Annotated in this window: 11 protein-coding genes; 5 read left to right on the top strand and 6 right to left on the bottom strand. The window is 70.6% G+C overall.

Translation table 11 applies throughout. From position 1 onward, the window contains the following. Positions 1–7 precede the first annotated feature (7 nt). The 4 genes from ACJ7VY_RS04320 to ACJ7VY_RS04305 all read right to left on the bottom strand — a co-directional run bounded on the left by ACJ7VY_RS04320 (position 8) and on the right by ACJ7VY_RS04305 (position 10,555). Complete coding sequence (locus tag ACJ7VY_RS04320) at positions 8–6,994, bottom strand: OmpA family protein (RefSeq protein ID WP_409476431.1); 6,987 nt, start codon at positions 6,992–6,994, stop codon at positions 8–10. Between the two features lie 108 nt (positions 6,995–7,102). Then, positions 7,103–7,741: a DUF3617 domain-containing protein gene (locus ACJ7VY_RS04315; RefSeq protein ID WP_240211687.1), complete on the bottom strand. Its 639-nt coding sequence runs from the start codon at positions 7,739–7,741 to the stop codon at positions 7,103–7,105. Between the two features lie 510 nt (positions 7,742–8,251). Next, the gene (locus tag ACJ7VY_RS04310) at positions 8,252–9,382 is read right to left on the bottom strand and encodes a PilT/PilU family type 4a pilus ATPase (RefSeq protein ID WP_104938227.1); all 1,131 of its coding nucleotides are present in this window, start codon (positions 9,380–9,382) and stop codon (positions 8,252–8,254) included. Between the two features lie 135 nt (positions 9,383–9,517). Continuing rightward, complete coding sequence (locus ACJ7VY_RS04305; protein ID WP_104938226.1) at positions 9,518–10,555, bottom strand: type IV pilus twitching motility protein PilT; 1,038 nt, start codon at positions 10,553–10,555, stop codon at positions 9,518–9,520. 267 nt (positions 10,556–10,822) lie between these two features. Between ACJ7VY_RS04305 and proC the strand changes: the two genes are divergently transcribed. Then, on the top strand, positions 10,823–11,662 hold the full coding sequence (proC, locus tag ACJ7VY_RS04300) for a pyrroline-5-carboxylate reductase (protein ID WP_409476430.1): 840 nt from the start codon (positions 10,823–10,825) through the stop codon (positions 11,660–11,662). A 95-nt stretch (positions 11,663–11,757) separates the two neighbouring features. Here proC and ACJ7VY_RS04295 read toward each other — a convergent pair whose 3' ends face one another. Both ACJ7VY_RS04295 and ACJ7VY_RS04290 read right to left on the bottom strand, forming a co-directional pair. Beyond that, positions 11,758–13,713, bottom strand: coding sequence for an esterase/lipase family protein (locus ACJ7VY_RS04295; RefSeq protein WP_104938224.1), 1,956 nt, complete (start codon positions 13,711–13,713; stop codon positions 11,758–11,760). Continuing rightward, positions 13,710–14,768, bottom strand: a complete 1,059-nt coding sequence (locus ACJ7VY_RS04290; RefSeq protein WP_409476429.1) for a DUF4105 domain-containing protein — start codon at positions 14,766–14,768, stop codon at positions 13,710–13,712. Before ACJ7VY_RS04290 ends, ACJ7VY_RS04295 begins: the two co-directional genes overlap by 4 nt. Before the next feature lie 327 nt (positions 14,769–15,095). On the opposite strand from ACJ7VY_RS04290, the gene ACJ7VY_RS04285 reads away from it, so the two are divergent. The 4 genes from ACJ7VY_RS04285 to ACJ7VY_RS04270 all read left to right on the top strand — a co-directional run bounded on the left by ACJ7VY_RS04285 (position 15,096) and on the right by ACJ7VY_RS04270 (position 21,842). Next, positions 15,096–15,725 (top strand): RNA polymerase sigma factor, encoded by a 630-nt coding sequence (locus ACJ7VY_RS04285; protein ID WP_313229162.1) that lies wholly within the window; start codon positions 15,096–15,098, stop codon positions 15,723–15,725. Then, entirely contained in the window at positions 15,700–16,692 is a 993-nt protein-coding gene (locus tag ACJ7VY_RS04280) for a FecR domain-containing protein (RefSeq protein WP_313229160.1), read from the top strand. Before ACJ7VY_RS04285 ends, ACJ7VY_RS04280 begins: the two co-directional genes overlap by 26 nt. A 125-nt stretch (positions 16,693–16,817) precedes the next feature. Continuing rightward, positions 16,818–20,162, top strand: coding sequence for a TonB-dependent receptor domain-containing protein (locus ACJ7VY_RS04275; protein WP_409476428.1), 3,345 nt, complete (start codon positions 16,818–16,820; stop codon positions 20,160–20,162). A 69-nt stretch (positions 20,163–20,231) separates the two neighbouring features. Further along, on the top strand, positions 20,232–21,842 hold the full coding sequence (locus ACJ7VY_RS04270) for an alkaline phosphatase D family protein (protein WP_409476427.1): 1,611 nt from the start codon (positions 20,232–20,234) through the stop codon (positions 21,840–21,842). Positions 21,843–21,899 lie beyond the last annotated feature (57 nt).

Here is a 21,899-nt window from a genome sequence, read left to right as displayed (position 1 = left end):
CGGCCCCTTACTTGCGCACGCCAGCCGGCACCGCCGGCACGTCCGCGATGTCCACCCGCAGCCTGCTTCGCGCTTCGGCGCCCAGGCGTTTGCCCAATGCATCGGACACCGCCCTGGCGCGCGCCAGGCCCAGCGCCGTGTTGTAGGCGTCGGAACCGCGCATATCGGCGTGGCCGACGATGGAGACGCGGCCGCTGCCCAGCCGTTCCAGCGCGGCGGCCACCGTGTCCAGCAACGCGTCGAAGCCCGGCCGGATGGCGGATTTGCCGGTATCGAACAGCAGCGTGCCCAGCAGCACGCCCTGGCCGTCGATGCCGGCCACCAGCGGCGCGGTGTCGCCCACCTTGGCCCGTGCAACCACGCGCAAGGTCCTGGCCGTGGCCTCGTCGAGCTGCGCCAGCAGGGCGGCCTTGACCGCCGCCGCGCGTTCGAACGCCAGCGCTTCGTTGCTGGCCTCGGCCTGGATCACCACCTCCATGCCCGGGTGCTCGCGCACCTTCGCGGCCATGGCTTCCACCGCCGGCTGGTAGCGCGGCTGTACCTGGGCGCTGCCGGGCGCGAAGAACACTTCGCCCATTTCCATCTCCACCTGGCGCGCGCCGCCCTCGACCGCACGTTCCGGCAGCTTCACGCCCCAGTCGAAGCGGACCGGCATGCCGGGGGTGACCCGGCGCAGCAGCGGATTGTCGGTGGTGAACGCCGCGCCGGTCGGCAGGGTGGACGGATCGACCTTCAGGATGAAGTTGCGACCGCGCTCCCACGCGCCACCGGGAATGCCGGCCAGGTGGTAGCGGCCGTACTGGTCGGTTTCGACCAGCAGCCCTTCCACCGACGCGATGCGCACGCCGGGAATGCCGCGCTCGTCGATGCCGGCATTGCCGATCACGTAGTCGACCACGTAGTCGTCCGCACCGCGGGCGATGCGCCGCTCCACGGTCGGTGCCGCCGCGTTCATGCCCTTGGCCGCCTCGCCGTCGCGATGGACCGTGGTCACGCCCGCGCGGTCCATGCGCACGCTCACGCCCTGGTCGCTGGTCAGCACGAAGTCGTCGCTGAAATCCAGTGCCCGCAGGCGCTGGCGGACCACCACCTGGCGCGCATCGGCGGGATCGGCTTCGGACTGGCGTCCGCCGATCGCGCCCACGACGATGCCATGCAGCAGCGGTGCGCTGGCATCGGCCTGCGGCTGCATGCCGTCGCCACGATCCAGCGTGGTGGAATGGGCCACGTACGCATCCGGCGCGAACCCGCCCTGCACGGTGACGCCGGTCAGCGCGGCACTGTCCTGCCAGCCATCGCCATCGCGGTCGTTGAACACCGTGCCGAACACCAGGCTGTCGTCCAGCAGCGGATCGCCCGCCAGGGTCACCTCGGCGGTGGCCACGTTGGACAGCGGTTCGCCCTCCAGCGAGCGCGCCTGCGCCTGGTTGACCAGGGTCCCGGCGCGTACGCCCGCACCCACCCGCATCAGGTACACCAGCCGCGCCTTGCCGCCGGCGCGCACGTCCAGCCCGTCGAAGCGCAGCGGGTGCTGGCCGGCCACAGTGGCGGCATTGTCGCCATCCTCGACCCGCAGCGAACCTTCCACGTAGCTGAAGCCCGCCGGCGGGGTGTCGATGACGCTGCCCGCCACCAGGCCGACATTGCCGCTGTTCTCGACGGTCAGCGTGTAGCGCACCAGGTCGCCCAGGCGCACCTCGCGCATGCCGGCAACCTTGCTCACCCGCAGCTGCACCTGGCCGGCGACGACCACGGTCACGGTGGCGGTAACGCAGTTGCCCGGGTTCAGCACCTCGCAGATCGTGTACGGGTAGGTGTACGTGCCGGTCGGGATCGCGGTACCGATGCGGATGGTGCCGTCAGGGTTCATCTTCAGGCCCGGGTGCGACGGCACGCCGGGGACCACGGTGACCTCGCCGGGACGGATCGGGCGCCCGCCGAGCGTGTGCTTTTCCAGCACGCTCGGGGTGGTGCCGCCGCCATCGCCGGACAGCGGTTCGCCGCTGTCGCCCACCGGCTCGATCGCCGGCGCGGTGACCGTCACCGTCACGCCTGCATCGGCGCAGTTGCCCGGATGCAGCACCTCGCAGATGCGGTAACCGATGGTGTAGGTACCCGCCGGCGTTGCCGGCGGCACGCTGACCTCGCCGGTGGCCGGATCCAACACCGGCACCGGGCCGCCCTTGGGCGAGGTGGCCGGCGCGGTCACGCGGCCGGTGATCTTTGCCGGGTCGACCGGTGCCCCGTCGAGGGTGTCATTGTCGTAGGCATTGCCCAGCGAAGGCGCGCCGGTGCTGCCATCGGTTGCCGGCGGCAGGTCATCCACCGCGACGATCACCCGCAACGCCACCACCACCGTCACCGTGGCGGTGTCGCACACCGTCGCGTTGGGCGCGGCCAGGCACACCCGGTAGGAGTAGGTGGTGGTGCCGGCGAAACCGGGGGCGGGAACGAAGGTGATCGCGCCGGTTGCCGGGTCGACGCTCACGGTGCCGTCCGCCGAGGTCGCGGTCAGCGTCACGCTGGCCGGATCGATCGCGCCGCCGACATGGGTGTCGTTGTCCAGCACCGGGGTGGTCACCGGCATGCCGGCCTTGGTCGTGGCGCCATCGTCATTGGCGCGGATGGACACCACCGGGGTGCTGAGGGTCGTGGTGCAGCGCGGGTCGCCGGTGCCGGCCGGGCACAACGGGCCGCCGGCCTGCGCGGTGTTGCGGACCATGCCGGCGTCGGCGTCGGCCTGGGTGACGGTGTAGGTGCCGACCAGCTGGCAGGCCGCGCCCGGGGCCACGCTGGCGCAGACGATGCTGCGCGGCGTGATCAGGGCATCGCTGAGCTCCACGTTGGCCAGGGTCGCGTTGCTCCGGTTGGTGAGCGTCACCGTGTAGGTCAGCACGTCGCCCACGGCCGCATCGCCGCCGCTGCTGTCCGCGGTCACGGCCTTGCTCAGCTCCTGGTCCAGCGCATGGGTGATCGGCGTGCTGGTGGTGCTGCTGCCGGTGACCGCCGTCGGCGCCACGCCGGGCGCGGGCGCGGGCGGCAGGCCACGGGCAGTGGCGCTGTTGACCAGCACGCCGGCATCCACGTTCATCTGGGTCAGCGCGTACAGGCGCGGGCCGCAGGTCATCGAGGCGCCCACGGCCAGCGTGCTGCCCGGACAGGCGACCGGGCCGCCCAGCAGCGGGTCGTTCAACGTGATGCCGCTCAGCGCCACGTTGCCGGCATTGGTCAGCACGAAGCTGTAGGTCAGGGTTTCGCCAGCGGCGTAGCCGGTCGGCACGCTTGCGCTCTTGACCAGGTCCAGCACCGGGTTCTGCGCGATCAGCGCGGTGGTGACCGCGGCACTGGCGCAGGGCGTGCCCGCCGGGCATGCCGGGTCGCCAGCGCCCGCCACGCGGGCGCTGTTCACCGCATTGCTGCCATGGAGGATCGGCGACACGTTGATCGTGATCGTCGCCGTGGCGTTGATCGCGAGACTGGCGCGGGGCACGGTGCAGGTCACCGTCTGGCCGCTGACGGTACAGCCGGTGGCGCTGTTGATCAGCAGGCCCGCCGGCACCTCGTCGGTGACCGTGGCGTCCGCGGTCGCATCGGCCGTGCCGGTGTTGCTCACGGTGATGACGTAGTCGAACGGCACGCCCACGATCGCGCTCGCCGGGCCGCTCTTGGTGATCGCCAGTGCCGGCGCGGTGATCGTGGTGGTCGTGGTATTGCTGTCGCACGGCGCCAGCGCGGTGCAGAGCGGATCGCCGCCGCCGCTGACCCGCGCGGTGTTGCCGACGCTGCTGGCCGCGGCCGCCGTCGGGGTGACGTTGATGGTGAAGTCCACCGGGGTGGCGGCCGTCAGCCCCGCCGCGACCGTACAGGTCACGGTCTGTCCGGCGATCCCGCAGCCCGGGGCGGCGTTGATGGTCAGCCCCGCCGGCACGTCATCCACGACCGTGGCCACGGCCGTCGTGTCCGCCGTGCCGGTGTTGCTGACGGTGAGGGTGTAGTCGAACGCCACGCCGACCACCGCGGTCGCCACCGAGGCGCGCTTGGCAATGGCCAGCGCCGGCGTGGTGATGGTGGTCGTCACCGCGTTGCTGGCGCAGCCGGCGGTGCAGTCGGGATCGCCGCCGCCGCTCACGCTGGCCGTGTTGCTCACGCTGCCTGCGGCCGCGGCCATCGGCGTCACCGGGATCACGTAGGTCGCGGTGTTGCCGGGCGCCACGTTGGACAGGCCGGCGGCGATCGTGCAGGCCACGGTCTGGCTGCCGGCCGGGTCGAGCACGCAGCCGGTCGGCAGGCTGCCGATCGCCAGGCCCGTCGGGATCACGTCGGTCACCGTCGCGGCGGCGGTCGTGGCCCCGGTACCGGTATTGGTCACGGTGAGGGTGTAGTCGAACGCCGTGCCAACCACCGCCGTCGCCACCGAGGCGCTCTTGCTGATGGCCAGGTCCGGGCGGTTGCCGACCGTCACGACCACCGTGTTGCTGCGGCAGGGGGTCGCCACCGGGCACGCGGTATCGCCGCCGCCACTCACGGTCGCGGTATTGCTGGTGCTGCCGGTGGCGGCCGCCGTGGCGGTGACGCTGATGGTGCGGGTCACCGTGTCGGCGGGCGCGAGCGAGGCAATGGTGCAGGACACCACCTGCAGGTTCTGCGCGCAGCCGGCGGGCAGCGATGCGGGCACGACCGTCAGCCCGTTGGGGATCGAATCGCTCACCTGGACCGCGGCGGTGGTAGCCACGGCGCCGGTGTTGCGCACCTCGATGACATAGTCGAACGTCGCGCCCACCGCCGCGCTGGCTACCGAGGCGCTCTTGCTGACCGCCAGCACCGGGCTGGGGAACTCGACGCGGAACGCGCAGTCCGCCGTTACCGACCCCGTCGTGTAGGTGTACTTGCCGCCGGCCGGGCCGCTCTGGGTGACCGCACAGGTATCGGAAACGACGGTGGGCGCGCTGCCGGCCACGTTGGGCGTGACCGTGAAGGTGCCGGTCGTCCCTTCCTCCACCGAAGGTTCACCGGTCCAGGTGCCGCCGATGACGGTGGGCGATACCACCCAGGCACGCGCGAAGACGGCGGTGACGCTGCGGTCGGCCGAGCCCATGTTCACGTGGCACTCGCTGCCGTTGACCGCCACGCAGTCGCCGGCCGCATCCCACTGCTTGAAGATGCTGCCGGCGCCGGCGACGGCGGTCAGGTAGGCGTCTTCGTCCTGGCCCAGCCGCTGCTGGCTGCAGGCCGCCGCGGGCACCGACGCCACCGGGCAGGCCAGCGCGGCCGGCACGGCATCGACCCGGCCCGAGCCCGTGCCGGCGGTATTCACGGTCAGGGTGTACTGGTCCGCGCTGACCGGGGTGCTCAGGCCGGCGGAGTCGTTGGCGGAGACGCTGTCGGTCATGCCCGACGGCGGCGTCACCGCAACCACGGTGACGACCGGCGCACCGGCCACCACGGCATTGAGCTGGGTGATCGTATAGACCAGGCTCTGCCCCACCGGCAGGTTGCCGGTGGTATCCAGCGGCCCGCTGCCGCTGGCCGCGCCGCAGCTGGCCGTACCCGGCGCGCTGCAGGTCCAGGCGGCCGCGGCGGTGTTGGCCACGCCGCTCAGCGTGGTCTGGCGGATGAGCGCGCCGGCCACGTCGACCGGGCCGTGGTTGGTCACCGTCACTTCGTAGGTGACCGCGTCACCCACCAGGTAGGACGGCACGTTGCCGTTGCTGATCGCGATGCCCAGGTCCACCAGCGCCGTCGCGCCGCCGGCGATGCGGGTCTTCACCAGCGGTCCGATGAACGGACTGACGGTGTTGGCGCGGACGTCGTAGTCGCCATTGTTGATGACCGCACCGCTGCCCGAGGTCGCGGCGTCGGCCGGTACCGTGAAGGTGACCGGGAAACTGCCGCCGGCGCCGTTCACCAGGTCGCCCACCGGACAATCGATGTAGTCCGCGCGCGGCGGGATGCCATCGTGGATGCCGGTGCAGGTGTTGGGGTAGCTGCCGGGAACGAAGGCCAGGTACTTGCCGTCCGCGGTGACCGGCGCGGCCAGGCGCACCATCGAGCCCAGCGCATACACGCCGCTGTTGTTGATGTAGTTGTAGGTATAGGTGACCTGTTCGCCGGGCTTGGTGGTGGACGGCCCCGACGCGGCCACGCTCAGGCCCGGCATCTTCGAGCCGAACACGTCCATGTAGACCTGCGCGGTGTGATCGGCGGCGCCTGGCTGGCAGTTGGAGACGAACACCTTCAGCACCACCACGTCACCCGGATCCAGGCGGCCGTTGCCGGGGGCGATGTCGAAGCCCTGCCAGTTGGTGGAGCGGTAGTTGCCGACCCGGGTCCACGGGATGCCGGCCTGTCCGGCGAAGTTGAACGTCTGGAAAAGCTGGGTGTCGCCCTTGGTCTTGTTGACCACTTCCACGAAGAAGAACGGCTGTTGCACCGCGGTATGCCCGGCGTCGTAGAGCACGGGCGCCATCGCGAAGCGGATATGCACCTTGCCGTCCACGGGGTCGACATCGGCCAGCGTCATCGTGGCCTGCTGCTCGATCGAGGTGGCCTTCCTCGCCTGCCCGTCGTTGCCGCCGACCAGGGCCGATGCGGTTCCCGAGAACGGGAACCGCAGGATGCCGTTGGTATTGGCCGCGGTACCCGGCGAGGTGAGGATCTGCGCGCGGTAGCCGCTGCCATTGCCGCCGGTGGTCGTGGCCCCGGTGGCTACCAGCCCCAGTTGCGCGGAAGTGGTCGGCGCATCCGTGGCCAGGACATTCGGGCGGTTGTAATCGCGCAGCGTCCAGTCGGAAAAGCTGCCGGTCTCGAAACCGCCGTTCCTGATCTGCGCCTGCACCGCGGGCGCCAGCGCCAGCAGCGAGAACAGGCCCAGTGCCGCCAGTGCCGCGCCGATGCGCGGCCGCCAGTGCAGGACACCGGCGCGCCGGCTTTGCAGGCCGCCTGCCTCGCGCAGGGTGGGTGCGGTGGTGTCGAAGGGGTGAGCTGAAGCCTTCATGGGCGGTACCCGTGATTCGAATGCGGCATGTAGATTTGGAAGAGCGGCCACCCGGTGGCCGCGGCTCGCGGTGCCCGCGGGACGCGGGGCCGGAACAGGCGGGGTCATTCAGTGGGCATGGCCCTGGACGCGCGCGGCATCGTCGGCCACGTTCACCGTGATGCCGTTGGGCAGGCGCATGTCGCCGGCGCGCTGCCCGGCACCGCAGGGCCCGAGCCAGCGCCCCTGGAACCGCACCGGGCCGACGTTGTTCTGCGGTGCCTGCGGGAAGCGGACGCTGAAGGTGCCGGCATAGACCGACCGCAGGTCGCCCCACAGTTCCATGCGTCCCTGCACAGGGCTCTGGTGGGTGCTGCAGGTCGTGGCGATCTCATGGCCGCCGCCCTGCCCGCTGCGCCGGGTGACCTGGGTACGGCTGCAGTTCTCGTGCGCCGGCAACAGTGCCAGCAGCATGACCGGCTCGACGGCGGCGCTGGTGCATTGGCGCACCGTCACCTCGGGCTGCATCGCGCTCCCCGGACCCTGCGCCGCGTGCGCGGCCAGGGTCACTTCCCACAGTCCCGGCTTGCGGGCCGGCAGGGTCGCCCCGGCGGCGGGCGAAGCGCCCCCGGCAACCGGTGCGGCGGACACCACGCACGGCAGCAGGAGCAGCAGCAGACTGGCCACCCTGGGCCAGCGGCGCGCCAGGCGCGGCAACGGCATGCCCGGCAGGCACGCGAACGCGGCCCGGGCAGCATCTTCAAGCACTTGAACCATCCAGCCCCCATCTGCAAAGCACTGCCCTGTGCCCCATCCGCCGCCGGGAGGGGATGACATCCCTACCCGCGCACGCATCCACCGTCGCCGCCATTCAGCAGCAACGCGTTGCATGTAAGACAGAAGCCCCCTGATCTGGAATTGGGCCGCAGACCGCAGAACAATTCCCACACGGGTCACATTTTCACGTTTACTTCACAAAATTACAACAACTGCTTACGGACCCGGCCCCCACTCCGCAGACGGCGCCGCGGCCGCTGCCGGCGGCGCCGCGGGCCGGGCAGCGAGGGCATGCAGCGCGCATGCGTCCACCGCGGACGGGCACGCACGGGCGCGGGCGACAGTCCCGGGAAGGTCACTGCAGACAGGTGCCCGCGGGCGGCGCCACGCGGACGGATGCGGCGCATTGCGCCGGGGTGGCAAAAAGCCAGGGAGCGGCCGCGCCTGCACGGCGGGCCCGCGCCCTGCCCGTGCGGGCAGGGCGGTCAAGCGGGCGATCGCTCAGCGCGTACCCGCGATCTCCACGCCATCGAGCCCCTGCGACAGGGTCTTGGCATCGCCGCCCTGCGAGAGCTTGATGCGCAGGCGTACTTCGTTCTGCGAGTCGGCGTAGCGCAGCGCGTCGTCGTAGCTGATCTCGCCGGCCTGGTACAGCTCGAACAGGCTCTGGTCGAAGGTCTTCATGCCCAGCTGCACCGATTCCTTCATCACTTCCTTGAGCTTGTGGATCTCGCCGTCGCGGATGTAGTCCTGCACCAGCGGCGTGCCCAGCAGGATCTCCATCGCCACCCGGCGCCCCTTGCCATCGGGCGTCGGCACCAGCTGCTGCGCGACCACGCCCTTGAGGTTGAGCGACAGGTCCATCAGCAGCTGGCTGCGGCGGTCCTCGGGGAAGAAGTTGATGATGCGGTCCATCGCCTGGTTGGCGTTGTTGGCATGCAGCGTCGCCAGCACCAGGTGGCCGGTCTCGGCGAAGGCGATGGCATGGTCCATGCCCTCGCGGGTGCGGACCTCGCCGATCATGATCACGTCCGGCGCCTGGCGCAGGGTGTTCTTCAGCGCCGCGTCCCAGCTGTCGGTATCGATGCCGACCTCGCGCTGGGTGATGATGCAGCCCTCGTGCTTGTGCACGAACTCGATCGGGTCCTCGATGGTGATGATGTGCCCGGTCGAGTTCTGGTTGCGGTAGCCGATCATCGCCGCCAGCGAGGTCGACTTGCCGGTACCGGTGGCGCCGACGAACAGGATGATGCCGCGCTTGGTCATCGCCAGCGTCTTGATCACCGGCGGCAGGTTCAGCTCTTCCACCGTCGGGATCCGCGTCTCGATCCGGCGCAGCACCATGCCCACCTGGTTGCGCTGGTAGAAACAGCTGACGCGGAAGCGGCCCACGCCGGACAGGCCGATGGCGAAGTTGCACTCGTGGGTCTTCTCGAACTCCTCGCGCTGCGCCGGCGTCATCACGTTGAGCACCATGTCGCGGCTCTGCTGCGGGGTCAGCGGCGTCTGCGTGATCGGGCTGATCCGGCCGTGCACCTTCATCGACGGCGGCATGCCGGCGGTGATGAACAGGTCCGACGCCTTCTGGTGCGCCATCAGCTTGAGGAATGAAGTGAAATCAATGGTGCTCATAACGGGCTCCTGTGGAACCTTGATCTGCAGGCCGGCGCCGGCGCCCTCCCCCGGGGCCGACGGCATTGCCGGTACCGACTGTACGCCTTGCGCGGCGCAACGGCGACGCGGCGTGCCGCGCCGTCACCTTGCGCCTTATTCGAACAGGCGCCGGTCCTTGGCGTATTCACGGGCCTGGTTGCGGGTGATCAGGCTGCGCTTGACCAGGTCCTGCAGGTTCTGGTCGAGGGTCTGCATGCCCGCCTGCTGGCCGGTCTGGATGGCCGAGTACATCTGCGCGACCTTGTCCTCGCGGATCAGGTTGCGGATCGCCGGGGTGGCCACCATGATCTCGTGCGAGGCGATGCGGCCGCCGCCGACCTTCTTCAGCAGCGCCTGCGAGATCACCGCGCGCAGCGATTCGGACAGCATCGAGCGCACCATCGGCTTCTCGCCGGCCGGGAACACGTCGATGATGCGGTCGATGGTCTTGGCCGCCGAACTGGTATGCAGGGTACCGAACACCAGGTGGCCGGTCTCCGCGGCGGTCAGCGCCAGGCGGATGGTTTCCAGGTCACGCAGTTCGCCCACCAGGATGTAGTCCGGGTCCTCGCGCAGCGCCGAACGCAGCGCCTCGTTGAAGCCGTGGGTGTCGCGGTGCACTTCGCGCTGGTTGATCAGGCACTTCTGCGGGGTGTGCACGAATTCGATCGGATCCTCGACGGTGAGGATGTGGCCGTACTCGTTCTTGTTGATGTGGTCCACCATCGCCGCCAGCGTGGTCGACTTGCCCGAACCGGTCGGGCCGGTAACCAGGATCAGCCCCTGCGGCTGCTCGATCAGCTGCCGGAACACCGGCGGGCACGCCAGGTCTTCCAGGGTCAGCACTTCCGAGGGAATGGTACGGAACACCGCGCCGGCACCGCGGTTCTGGTTGAACGCGTTGACGCGGAAGCGTGCCAGCGAGGGAATCTCGAAGGAGAAGTCGACCTCGAGGAACTCCTCGTAGTCGCGGCGCTGCTTGTCCGACATGATGTCGTACACCAGCGCGTGGACCTGCTTGTGGTCCAGTGCCGGGATGTTGATGCGGCGCACGTCGCCGTCGACGCGGATCATCGGTGGCAGGCCGGCGGACAGGTGCAGGTCCGAGGCCTTGTTCTTGACCGAGAACGCCAGAAGTTCAGCGATGTCCATGCGCTGTGTTTCCCCAAGGTTGCGGATGGCTGGAAGGTGTTTCCCCTGCCGTCCAGTATAGCCCTCCGGCGTAAGAGGTCGATCCATGGCGGCCGATTGCAGGCAGCGCGTCACAGCCGCCGCCGCGACCGCCGACGCCGGGCCGCCCGGCCCGGGTGCGGCCGCCGCCCGGGCACCCCGCGCCGCGTGGCTGGCTACACTGTGCGCCCGGGCGCTGCCATGTGGTGGCGGCCGGTGAGACCCGCCCCCGATCGTTACGAGGCCTGCATGAGCGGCAACCACCCGACGTCTTCCCTTCCCACCGGCATCAGCTTCGTCGGCGGCGGCAACATGGCCCGCAGCCTGATCGCGGGCGTGGCCCGGGCCGGCGTGCCGGCCGCCGCGATCGAGGTGGTGGAACCCCAGGACGCCCTGCGCCAGGCGCTGCAGCGCGAGCATGGGGTGCGCACCGCCGCCGCCGTCGCCTCGGCGGCGCTGGACGGCCAGGTGGTGGTGCTGGCGGTCAAGCCGCAGGTCATGGCCGCGGTGTGCACCGAACTGGCGCCACGGCTGCGCGCCGGCACCCTGGTGGTGTCGATCGCCGCCGGCATCCCCCTGGCCGCCCTGCGCGGGTGGCTGGGAGACGCCGCGGTGCTGGTGCGCGCCATGCCCAACACCCCGGCGCTGCTGGGCGCCGGCATGACCGGGCTGTACGCCGGCGCCGAGGTCGGCGATGCCGAACGCCAGCTCGCCCAGGCCATCCTCGCCGGGGCCGGGCAGATCCGCTGGATCGAACGCGAGGCGCTGATGGATGCGGTCACCGCCGTGTCCGGCAGTGGCCCGGCCTATGTGTTCGCGCTCGCCGAAGCGATGGAGGACGCGGCCCGCGCGCAGGGGCTGGCCGATGACGCCGCGCGGCAGATGGTGGTGCAGACCATCCTCGGCGCGGCGCGCATGCTCGCCGAGGGCGGGCAGAGCCCCGCATCCCTGCGCCAGGCCGTCACCTCGCCCAACGGCACCACCCAGGCCGCGCTGGAAACCCTGGCCGGCGGCGGCTTCCACGCGCTGGTGGGCGACGCGGTGGCCGCGGCGGCGCGGCGCGGTCGGGAGCTGGCCGGGGCCGGCTGACACCGGCCACCCGCCGGCGGCACGGCCGCGGCGCATCACCGCGGACCGCTCGGCCCGCTGGCGCCGACGGCCGCCGCCCGCCGGCGCGGGACCGCTCAGCGGGCGGTGCCGCCGTCGTGCAGGCGCAGGTCCTGGCGCAGGATGCGGCGCACCTCGAGCACCGCTTCCGGGGTTTCCTGCACGCTGTGCCCGGACAGGATCACCTTTTCCGACAACGCCCCGTCCAGGTGCGCGCTCCAGTACGGCACCAGCCCGTCGTCGGATGCCTCCAGCGGCACGTCCGCCTTGCGTCGGGCGATGACCGAGTGGTACTTCAGCCCCGGCGCCATCGGCAGCGCGGACGAAGCGCTGATGAACGGGTCGCTCGCCTTGAGGTTGTCGATGCTGTTGCCGACGCGCGGCGGCTTGGACGTGTCCGCGGACGGCCCGCCATCCTGCATGGCCAGGAATACGTCCTCGAACTTGCCCAGGATGGTCAGTGGCAGCCGCACCAGCTTGCCGATCAGCCGCCCCAGCCGGTTGCCGGCGATATCGGTGCCACGGTGCGGCGAGGCGATGAAGATCGCGCGGCCGACATCGGGCTGGGGTGAGAAGCGCGCCAGCGGCCGCAGCCGGGCCTCCACCCGGCGCAGGCGCTCGCCGCGCAGGTTGAAGCGCTCCACCGCACCGTTCCACAGCGTGTCGCCCGACTCGCTGAGCATCAGCCGCGCGATCACCCCCCCCATGCTGTGGCCGATGAACACCATGTCGTGGCTGGCCGCGGCGGTGCGCCCCGGGTCGAAGTGGTCCAGGGTGCGGTTGAACGCGTTGCTGATGGTGTAGCGGTTCAACGCGATCGGCGCATTGGTCGGGTAGTAGACCGACCAGATCTGGTAGTGCCGGCGCATTTCCGGATCGCCCATGATCTCGTTGGCCAGGTTCACCCATGCCTCCGGGCTGCTGGCCAGGCCATGCAGCATGAAGATGATGCGGCGGTCCGGATCGTACGGCTGCATCAGGTAGATATGCGGTTCGCGGATACCTTCGCCCCGGCCGAACAGGGTGCGCAGCGACTCGGTGGCGAACCCGGACTGCGCCATCCACAGCCCGTAGGCAGCAGTGAAATTGGCCGCCAGCGGAACCTCCTGGCCCTCCAGGCGGAAGCTGCTGGTGGTGTCCGGCGACCACGCCTCCAGGCGGATCTCGCGCGTGGCCAGCACCTCGTCCAGGGTGCCGCCGCCGAAACGCAGCAGCGCGGTGGCGTTGATCGCCGGCATCTCGCTGAACACCGGTGCCGCGACCGGGCCGGCGCCGTCCACCGGAACCGCCAGTGGCGGCGCCTCCATCACCACCACCAGTTCGGCACCGAAGCCATCGCGACGGTAGGTGCTGCGCAGGCCGGCGAAGCTCAGCGACGCGGCCGGCACCAGCTGCCGGGGGACGCCATTGAGCCGCAGCCGGTCGAAATCGGCGCGGATCGTCCAGCGGTCCACCTGCACCGGGCTGCGGTAATCGGCGCCCTCCAGCGCGCGGGCGCGGGTCTGCTGGAACACCACCGCGGCGGTCTGTTCGGCGGCGTAGTTGTAGTAGTCGCGCACCTGGGTGAGCCGGTCCTCCAGCGCGCGCTCGGCCGGCGTCCGCCCGCTGAAGAACAGGTACGCATAGGCATAGCGCGCGGTTTCCAGCCAGGCGTCGAGCGCGGCGTCGGACAGCGTGGCCGCTTCGCCCGCCCTGGCCTTGGGCGTCAGCGCCAGCGCCTGCTGCATCCACAGCTCGGCCAGCGTGGACAGGCGCTGCTCGGTCTGCAGCCCATCGGTGGTGGCCACCGTCTGCCGGCAGGCGGGCAGATCCCGCGCGCATTGCGCGGCGGTCAGGCCGATCACGCTCAGCGCTTCCTGTGACAGCGCGCTCAACCGGCCGCTGTTGAGGATGTCGTCGCGCTTGAGCATCGTGTAGTCGGCCGGCGTGACCGGCTTGACCTTCACCATCGCGCAGCCACTGCACAGCAGCATCGCCGCGGCGAACAGCGGGAACAGCCAGCGGCGCATGCGCGCCTGCAGCCCGTGCGTCATGGAACATGTTCCTCGGCGATGCCGGGGACGCCTTCGCGGATCCGGCGGGAAAAATCGGCCGCGTCGCCCGCCTCGCGGGCGCGCAGGGTGATGCGGCCGCGCGCGCGCAGCGTCGCGTAGGGCACGCCCGGGGTCAGCCCGCCCACGTCGGCGGCATATTCGGCCAGGTAACCCGAGAGCAGCAGCCGGTAGTCCAGCGGCAGCGTCGGCACCACCCGCCGCATCAGCTCGTACACGATGGTGGTGCAGTTGCTGGTCAGCGAGTTGTAGAACACCGGGGTCCGCTGCAGCGCCTGCGCCAGCGCCACGTAATCGCGCAGCAGCGCGCGCATCGCGTCCGGGTCCAGGCCGTGCAGGCGGTAGAGATAGACGTCCTCGCCGCGCACGCTGGTACGCACCTGCACGATATCGCGCTCGTCGGCGGCCACCAGCACCGCCTCGAAGCGGCGGAAGAAGCCGCCCAGCGCCGAGAACGATTCGCCGCGCTCCTTGCGGATCTCCAGCGAGAACACCAGTTGCCGGCCATCGGCGAAGCCGAACGAGACCAGCGTGTGCGCGATCGCCGGCCCCATCCAGTAGGACAGGATCAGGTCGACCGAACGCACCTGCGCCAGGTCGTACTCGCGCCGCTCCCAACGGATGTCGTAGTCGTCCTCTGTGCGCCAGTGGAAATCGCGCACGTTGTCCAGCAGCAGGCGCCCGCCCTCGATCCGCGCACGCAGCGGCTGCGCGACGTCGTCGGCCCACGCCCGGTCCTGCCGCGGCTGGATCGTCGTCCACCAGCCGAGCAGCAGCACCAGCCCCGCGGCGAACACCGCCAGCGGCCACCAACGCCGCGCGGGGGCGAAGCTGGCACGCAGCGCCCAGCCCCAGGGAACGCACCAGGCCGCGACGGCCACGCCCCGTGCCAGCGCACCGCCGGGGAACTGGAACCACAGCGCCAGCGCGCCCCATGCGCCTGCCACCAGGCAGGCGAGCGCCAGCCCGGCCGCTCCCAGCGCGTGCAATGCCCGGCCCGCGGCCGTCGCCCTACCTGTGGCCACCCACGCCCCCATGCCCGCAACGCCTTGCGCACCGCCGGGCCGTCCCTTCGTCCGCCGCCACGATCGCTCCATCCTGTTCCATCCTCCGGCGGCGCAACGATAGCGTGCGGGCCGCGCAAAGCCGAGTGAAACATGTGCCCGCAACGGCAACGCGACTGGCACCGCGGCGCATGCGTGGCACCGGCGGCCGGCGGCAATCGACGCCCGGTGGCGGCGGCCCGGGTGCGCCGCGTGGTCCGTCGCGGTGGCTGCGGGCGCGGAGGCTGTAACCAGACTGCAACCGCGGCGACGGCATGATCCCGCCCTTGCATGCGCGGTGCCGGGGCCGGGGAAGAACGCTTGTCGCTTTCAATTGAAGAGACCGGGGCCGTCGATGCCCTGCTCGACGACGGCGCAAGGACACGCTGGTTCGTGCGCCACATCCTGCCGCACGAGCCGGCGCTGCGGGCCTGGCTCGGGCGCCGCCACGGCGCCGGCTTCGATGTCGACGACATCGTGCAGGAAAGCTACGCGCTGCTGGCCGAGCGCACGCGGCTGGACGACATCCTCAATCCACGCGCCTATCTGTTCCAGGTCGCGCAGTCGCTGGTGATACGCAACCTGCGCCGCGCGCGGATCGTGTCGATCCAGGCGATGGAGGACTTCGGCCACGTCGAATTCGCCGACGCCGCCGCCACCCCGGAAGAGCGCGCCATCGACCGCGACGAACTGCGGCAGCTGGCGCAGGCCATCGCCGCGATGCCCGGCCAGACCCGCGAAGCGTTCGTGCTGCGTCGGGTGCACGACCTGCCGCAGCGGGAAATCGCCCGGCGCATGCGGCTGTCCGAAAGCACGGTGGAAAAACACATCTCACGTGGCATCCGCTGGCTCGGCGACTGGATCAGCGCCGGCCTGGCCCATGCCCCTTCCCCTTCCACGCAACATGCGGACACGAGATCGCCCCATGGACGGACCCGAAAGCAGCGCTGAGATCGCACGGGCCGCCGCGGCCTGGGTGGCACGCATGGACCGGGCGCCGCTGGACGCGGCCGACCAGCAGCGGCTGCGGCTGTGGCTGGCGGGCGATATCCGCCGCCGCGGCGCGCTGGTACGCGCGCAGGCGCTGTGGCAGCAGGCCCACGCTGCCGGCAACACGCTGCACCGCGCGCACCTGCAGGCCGCCACCAGCGCCACCGCCACGGCGCCCGCCCGCCACCGCCGCGGCGATGGCCGCTACCGTGCACTGCTGCGCTGGTCCGGCGCGGTGGCCGCCTCGCTGGTGCTGGCCGCGCTGTTGTTCGTCAGCGTCCCGGTACCCACCGCCTATGCCACCGCCAAGGGCGAGATGCGCCGGGTACCGCTGGCCGGTGGCTCCACGCTCACCCTCAACACCCAGAGCCGGGTCAGCATCCACGACGACGACGGCCGCCTGCGGGTGGAGGTCGAGTGCGGCGAAGTGTTCTTCGAGGCCGCGGCCAATGCCACGCCATTGCGGGTGGAGGTCGATGGCCGCCGCTTCGACGCGGGCACGGCGGCGTTCGCCGTGCGCCGGCTGGCCGGCCAGCCGGCGCAGATCGTGGTGCAGACCGGCTGGCTCGATGCGGTGGACAACGGCGCGGTGCGCGCCGGCATCGGCGCCAACATGCGGCTGTCGCTCCCGGCCGGGCGCGCGGCGGCCGCGCCCACGCCGCTGTCGGCCACCGACCTGCAGCAGGAGCTGGCATGGCGCGACGGCAAGATCGCCTTCCGCGGCGAGTCGCTGGCGGACGCGGCGCACAGCTTCTCGCGCTACAGCGACGTGCGCATCGTCATCGCCGACCCGGACCTCGCGGGTGAACCCATTACCGGCCTGTTCGCCGCCAGCAACCCGGTCGGCTTCGCGCGTGCCGCGGCCGCGGTGTTCGGGGCGCAGGCCCATCAACGCGACGGCGTGGTCGTGCTCAGCCGGCGGCCGTGACCGATGCCGGCGCCTGCCGCCGCGCCGGCACGCCCATGAATTTTTCGTGACAGATGGAGGAAGCACCCGGTGCCGCAGCTCTATGGAGGGACCCCGTCGGGCACCCCCACACCAAGAGCAGCGAAATGATCCAACCGAAGAAGCTCCTACTGGCCAGCGCCGTGGTATTGGCACTGGCGTCCACGCCCCAGGCGATGGCGCAGCAGCGCCACTTCAACGTACCGGCGCAGCCGGCGGCGCATGCGATCCCCGAGTTCGCCAGCCAGGCCGGCGTGCAGATCGTGGCGCCCGCCGGCTCACTGAAGGACATCCACACGCCGGCCATCCGCGGCGAAATGGATGCCCGCGATGCGCTGCGCAGACTGCTGCAGGGCACCGGACTGGAGATCCGTTCGGACGACGGCGGCATCATCACCCTGCGCAGGAAGCAGGCCGCCGGCGGCACGCCCGCACAGGGCACCGGCTACATCACCGGCAGTGTGTTCGACCCGGCCACCGGTGGCTTCCTGCGCAATGCCGCGGTGCGCATCACCAGCGCCGCCGGCACCCGCACGGTGTACTCGGGCGAGCGTGGCGAGTTCGCGCTGGCCGATGTGCCGGCCGGCGAAGTCACCATCAGCGTCAGCTACGCCGGCTTCGGCGACGTCGAGAAGACCGTGCGACTGGACGACGACGGCCGCGAACGGGTGGACATCGAGCTCTACAGCACGCTCGCCGGGCGCGGCGATGGCGCCGACACCACCCTGGACACGCTGCAGGTGGTCGGCGCGCGCGAAGGCGACGCCCGCGCGATCATGGAACAGCGCGCGTCGATGAACATCACCAACACGCTCTCGGCCGACAGCTACGGCGAGATCATCGACGGCAACCCGGGCGAGTTCCTGAAGAACATGCCGGGCGTGGACTTCGACGTCACCGCCGACGACGTGCCGCGCAACATCTCGCTGCACGGCCTGCCGCAGCAGTACACCGGGGTGACCATCAACGGCGTCAAGCTGGCCGGCGTGGATGCCAACGACGGCGCCGCCGCCTCGCGCACCTTCAGTTTCGAGCAATCGGCCCTGACCGGCGTCGATTCGATCACCGTCTACACCACCAGCGGCGCCGACATGGACGCCAACGCCCCGGCCGGCACCATCGACATCCGCACCCGCAAGGCGTTCGACGGCAAGGGCCGGCGCATCACCGTCGATGTCAGCGGCGCCACCCACGCCGCGCTGTGGGACAAGTACCGCAGCGGCCCGCGCGAGGGCGGCTACGACCGCAGGTTCCTGCCCGGTTTCAAGGCCAGCTACGCCGACGTGTTCCTCGACGGGCGCCTGGGCGTCGCCGCCGGCATCAGCAACAGCACCAGCCTGGTCGAGCATGTGCAGACCACCGCCAACCGCAACTACATTCCCACCGCGGCGAGCCCGGAGCCGTATGCGGTCACCTCGATCGTCGGCACCAACTACGAACGCGAGTACAACCGCCGGGCCGCCTCGCTCGGCGTGGATTTCAAGGCCACCGACCAGCTGATCCTGTCGCTGATGGCCTCGGCCAGCCGCGGCGACATCGAAGCGGCGCAGCCCGCGCCCACGTTCACCACCAATGCGCGCTCGCGCGGCGTCCAGGGCGACCCCGCGCTGGATTTCACCACCCGCTCCACCGCCACCGCCACCACCCTGAGCACGGCCAGCACCTACAACTACAAGTTCGGCCACAGCCGCAACCTGATCCCGAGCTTCGAGTGGAGCACCGAGAAGTTCCGCCTGGCCGGCAACCTGTTCTACTCCAACTCCGACAGCCAGTACGACTCCACCCGCAAGGGCCAGGTGCAGACCTTCAACCCGGTCACCTCGACCGGCAACTTCAGCGCCTCGCGCAGCAGCCAGTACGCGCAGGACTGGAACATCGTCCAGACCAGCGGACCGGACTGGAGCCTGCCCTCGAGCTACACCTTCAGCGGCCCGGCGACGGTCACCACCCGCAGCGGCAAGACCGCCGAGGCGCGCAACAGCGGCGGCAGCCTGGACCTGAGCATCTTCCAGGACATCGGCAGCGTGCCGGTGACCTGGAAGACCGGGCTGAAGCTGTCCACCACCCGCTACGCCTACGAGAACACCTCCGCCGCGCACAAGTGGACCTACACCGGGCCGATGGGCAAGGCCGAACTGCTCGAACACATCCGCAGCGACAACGTGTTCACCTTCGGCCGCGGCGGCATGACCGTGACCACGTTGAACGGCGGCAGCCTGTACATGCCCAGCCTGACCAGGCTGTACCAGATGATGCAGGCCAACCCGGAACAATGGAGCAACACGCTGACCGCGGCGAACTGGTACGACGCCCATATCGCCAACTCGCGCCGGCTGGACGAGCAGATCGGTTCGGCCTACGTCATGGCGACGGCCGATTTCAGCGCCCACCTCAAGGGCCAGTTCGGCGTGCGCTGGGAGCAGACCCGCAACACCGCCCATGAGTTCGACCCGCTCAGCGCGCAGGACGTGGCGGCCGCCGGCCATGCCGTGGACGCCGGCAGCGGCCGCGCCACCACCATCGAGGGACTGAAGTACCAGTACCTGACCCGCGACCGGATCGAGCGCCGCAGCCGCTACGACGACTTCTTCCCCAGCGCCTCGCTGAAATACTCCTTCGACAACGGCCTGGACCTGATCGCCGGCTACAACCGCGCCATCCAGCGCCCGGACGTGGGCGTGATCGCCGGGGTGTGGTCGGTGGCCGAGACCGAGGACGGCACCGTGGTGACCGCGCCCAACGTCAACCTCAAGCCGGAGTACTCGGACAACTTCGCGCTGCGCGCGGTGAAGTACTGGGAACCGGTGGGCCTGGTCGCGCTGAACTACTACCACAACCGCATCCGCAACGGCATCGTCGCCCGCAACCTGTCCGCGCAGGAGTTCGGCTACAGCGGCGACCAGTATGCCGACGCCACCTTCAGCACGTCGGCCAACCAGTCCGACCGCGCCATCAGCGTCGATGCCTGGCAGCTGGAGTTCAACCATGCCATGGACTACCTGCCCGGCGTGCTGCGTGGCCTGACCGTGCGCGGCGCGTACATGTACGCCAATCCGTCCGAGCCGCTGCCGCGGGTGGCCTCGCAGGTGGCGCAGTTCGGCGTCGGCTGGAAGTACGGGCGCGTGCGGCTGAGCCTCAACAGCGTCTATTCCAACGAGAAGGACCGTGGCCAGACCGGCAACATCGCCACCCCGGGCGGGACCATCACCCAGTCGCAGCCGTTCATTCCCTACGCCGAGGTCAACCTGTCGGGCAGCTACACCTTCATCCGCAAGACCCGCGACAACGTTCTGGGGCTGGAGGCGTTCTTCTCGGTGAACAACCTGCTCAGGCGCCATCGCGGCACCTGGTACGCCAACGACGAGATCTGGCCCGGCAGCAGCGGCCACCACAGCCAGATCGACATCTACAGCGGGCAGAAGGCATCGATCGGCATCCGCGCCCGCTTCTGAGCGGGCCGTCCACATCCCTCCGGCGCGCGCACCGCGCGGTGCGCCGCCTCCTGCACATCGAGGATGACCATGCGCACGTTTCCCGAACTCAGCCGCCGCAGGTTCCTGCTCGGCGCCAGCTCGCTGGCCCTGTTCGCCGGCCTGGCGCCGGCATGCGGCGTACGCGCCGCACCGCCGCTCGACGGCTACCCCTTCACCCTCGGCGTCGCCGCCGGCGACCCCTGGCCGGACGGCTTCGTGATCTGGACCCGGCTCGCGCCCAGGCCGCTGCACGAGCACGGCGGCATGCCGATGGTCGCGGTGCCGGTGAAGTGGCAGGTGGCCGAGGACGCGCACTTCGCGCGCGTCGTGCAGAGCGGCGAGTACCTGGCACGGCCCGAACTCGGCCACAGCGTGCACGTGGAAGTGGCCGGGCTGCAGCCGGCACGTCCGTACTGGTACCGCTTCATGATCGACGGCGGCGACGCCAGCGCCACCGGCAGCGCACGCACCGCGCCGCGCGCCGGCGCCATCCCGCAGCGCCTGCGCATCGCCGTGGCCGGCTGCCAGGCCTACTTCCATGGCTGGTTCGATGCCTACCGCCATCTCGGCGAGGAACCCGAGCTCGACGCCCTGTTCCACTACGGCGACTACATCTACGAAGGCAGCGAAGCGGCGTCGCGCAAGGCCGGGTACGCGATCCGCGACGCGGCCGGCAACCCGGTCGAGCGGCTGCACCATGGCGACGAGCTGTACACCCTGGACGACTACCGCCGCCGCTACGCGCAGTACAAGAGCGATACCGACCTGCAGGCCGCGCATGCCGCCGTCGCCTTCATCTGCTCGTTCGACGACCACGAAGTGGACAACGACTGGAACGGCCCCTGGGACCAGGACCGCACCCCGCCGGAACTGTTCGCGCTGCGCAGGCTGCACGCGATGCAGGCCTGGTACGAGAACTCGCCGGTACGCCGCGCGCAGCTGCCGCGTGCCGATGGCGGCACCGCGTATTTCCGGCGGCTGGACTACGGCAACCTGCTGCGCATGCACGTACTGGACACGCGCAGCCACCGCAGCAACCAGATCTGCCCGAATCCCAGGTCGCTGGCCAAATGCCGCTTCGAGCAGGGCCAGGACTCGAGCATCCTCGGCGCGGAACAGGAAGCCTGGCTTCATGCAGGCCTGGGCGGCGGCAGCCGCTGGAACCTCATCGCCCAGCAGGTATGGGTGATGCCGCTGCAGGGACGCGACCCCGACGGCCGCCTGCATGGCGCGTACGAGGACAAATGGGACGGCTTCCCGGATTCGCGGCGACGCCTGCTCCAGGGCATCCACGACCGCAAGCTCGGCAACGTGGTCATCGCCACCGGCGATGCGCACATGAATGCCGTGGCCGAAGTGCCGCTGCGCGACGACGAGCGCGACGGTCCCGCGGTGGCGACCGAGTTCCTCGCCACTTCGATCTCGTCCAATGGCGACGGCGCCGTCGATTCGCCGAGCGTGCGCCGCTTCGACCAGGCCGACAACCCGTTCCTGAAGCTGATCGACAACCTGCGCGGTTACCACGTCCACGAGATCAGCGCCACGCAATGGCGCACCGATATCAGGGTGATGGACCAGGTGCAGCGCAAGGGCGGGCGGATCTCCACCCGCGCCAGCTTCATCGTCGAACCGCACGTGCCCAAGCTGCACCGCGCATGACACCCGCGCCGGTACTTCCACGTCCACTTCCGCATCGGCATTTCCGCGGCTGCCCGT

This window comes from Stenotrophomonas sp. Y-13 (genome assembly GCF_046267925.1).
GTDB classification, from domain to species: Bacteria; Pseudomonadota; Gammaproteobacteria; order Xanthomonadales; family Xanthomonadaceae; genus Stenotrophomonas; species Stenotrophomonas acidaminiphila_A.
The sequence above is the reverse complement of the archived record's forward strand: the minus strand, read 5'-3'. Positions and strand labels throughout refer to the sequence as shown.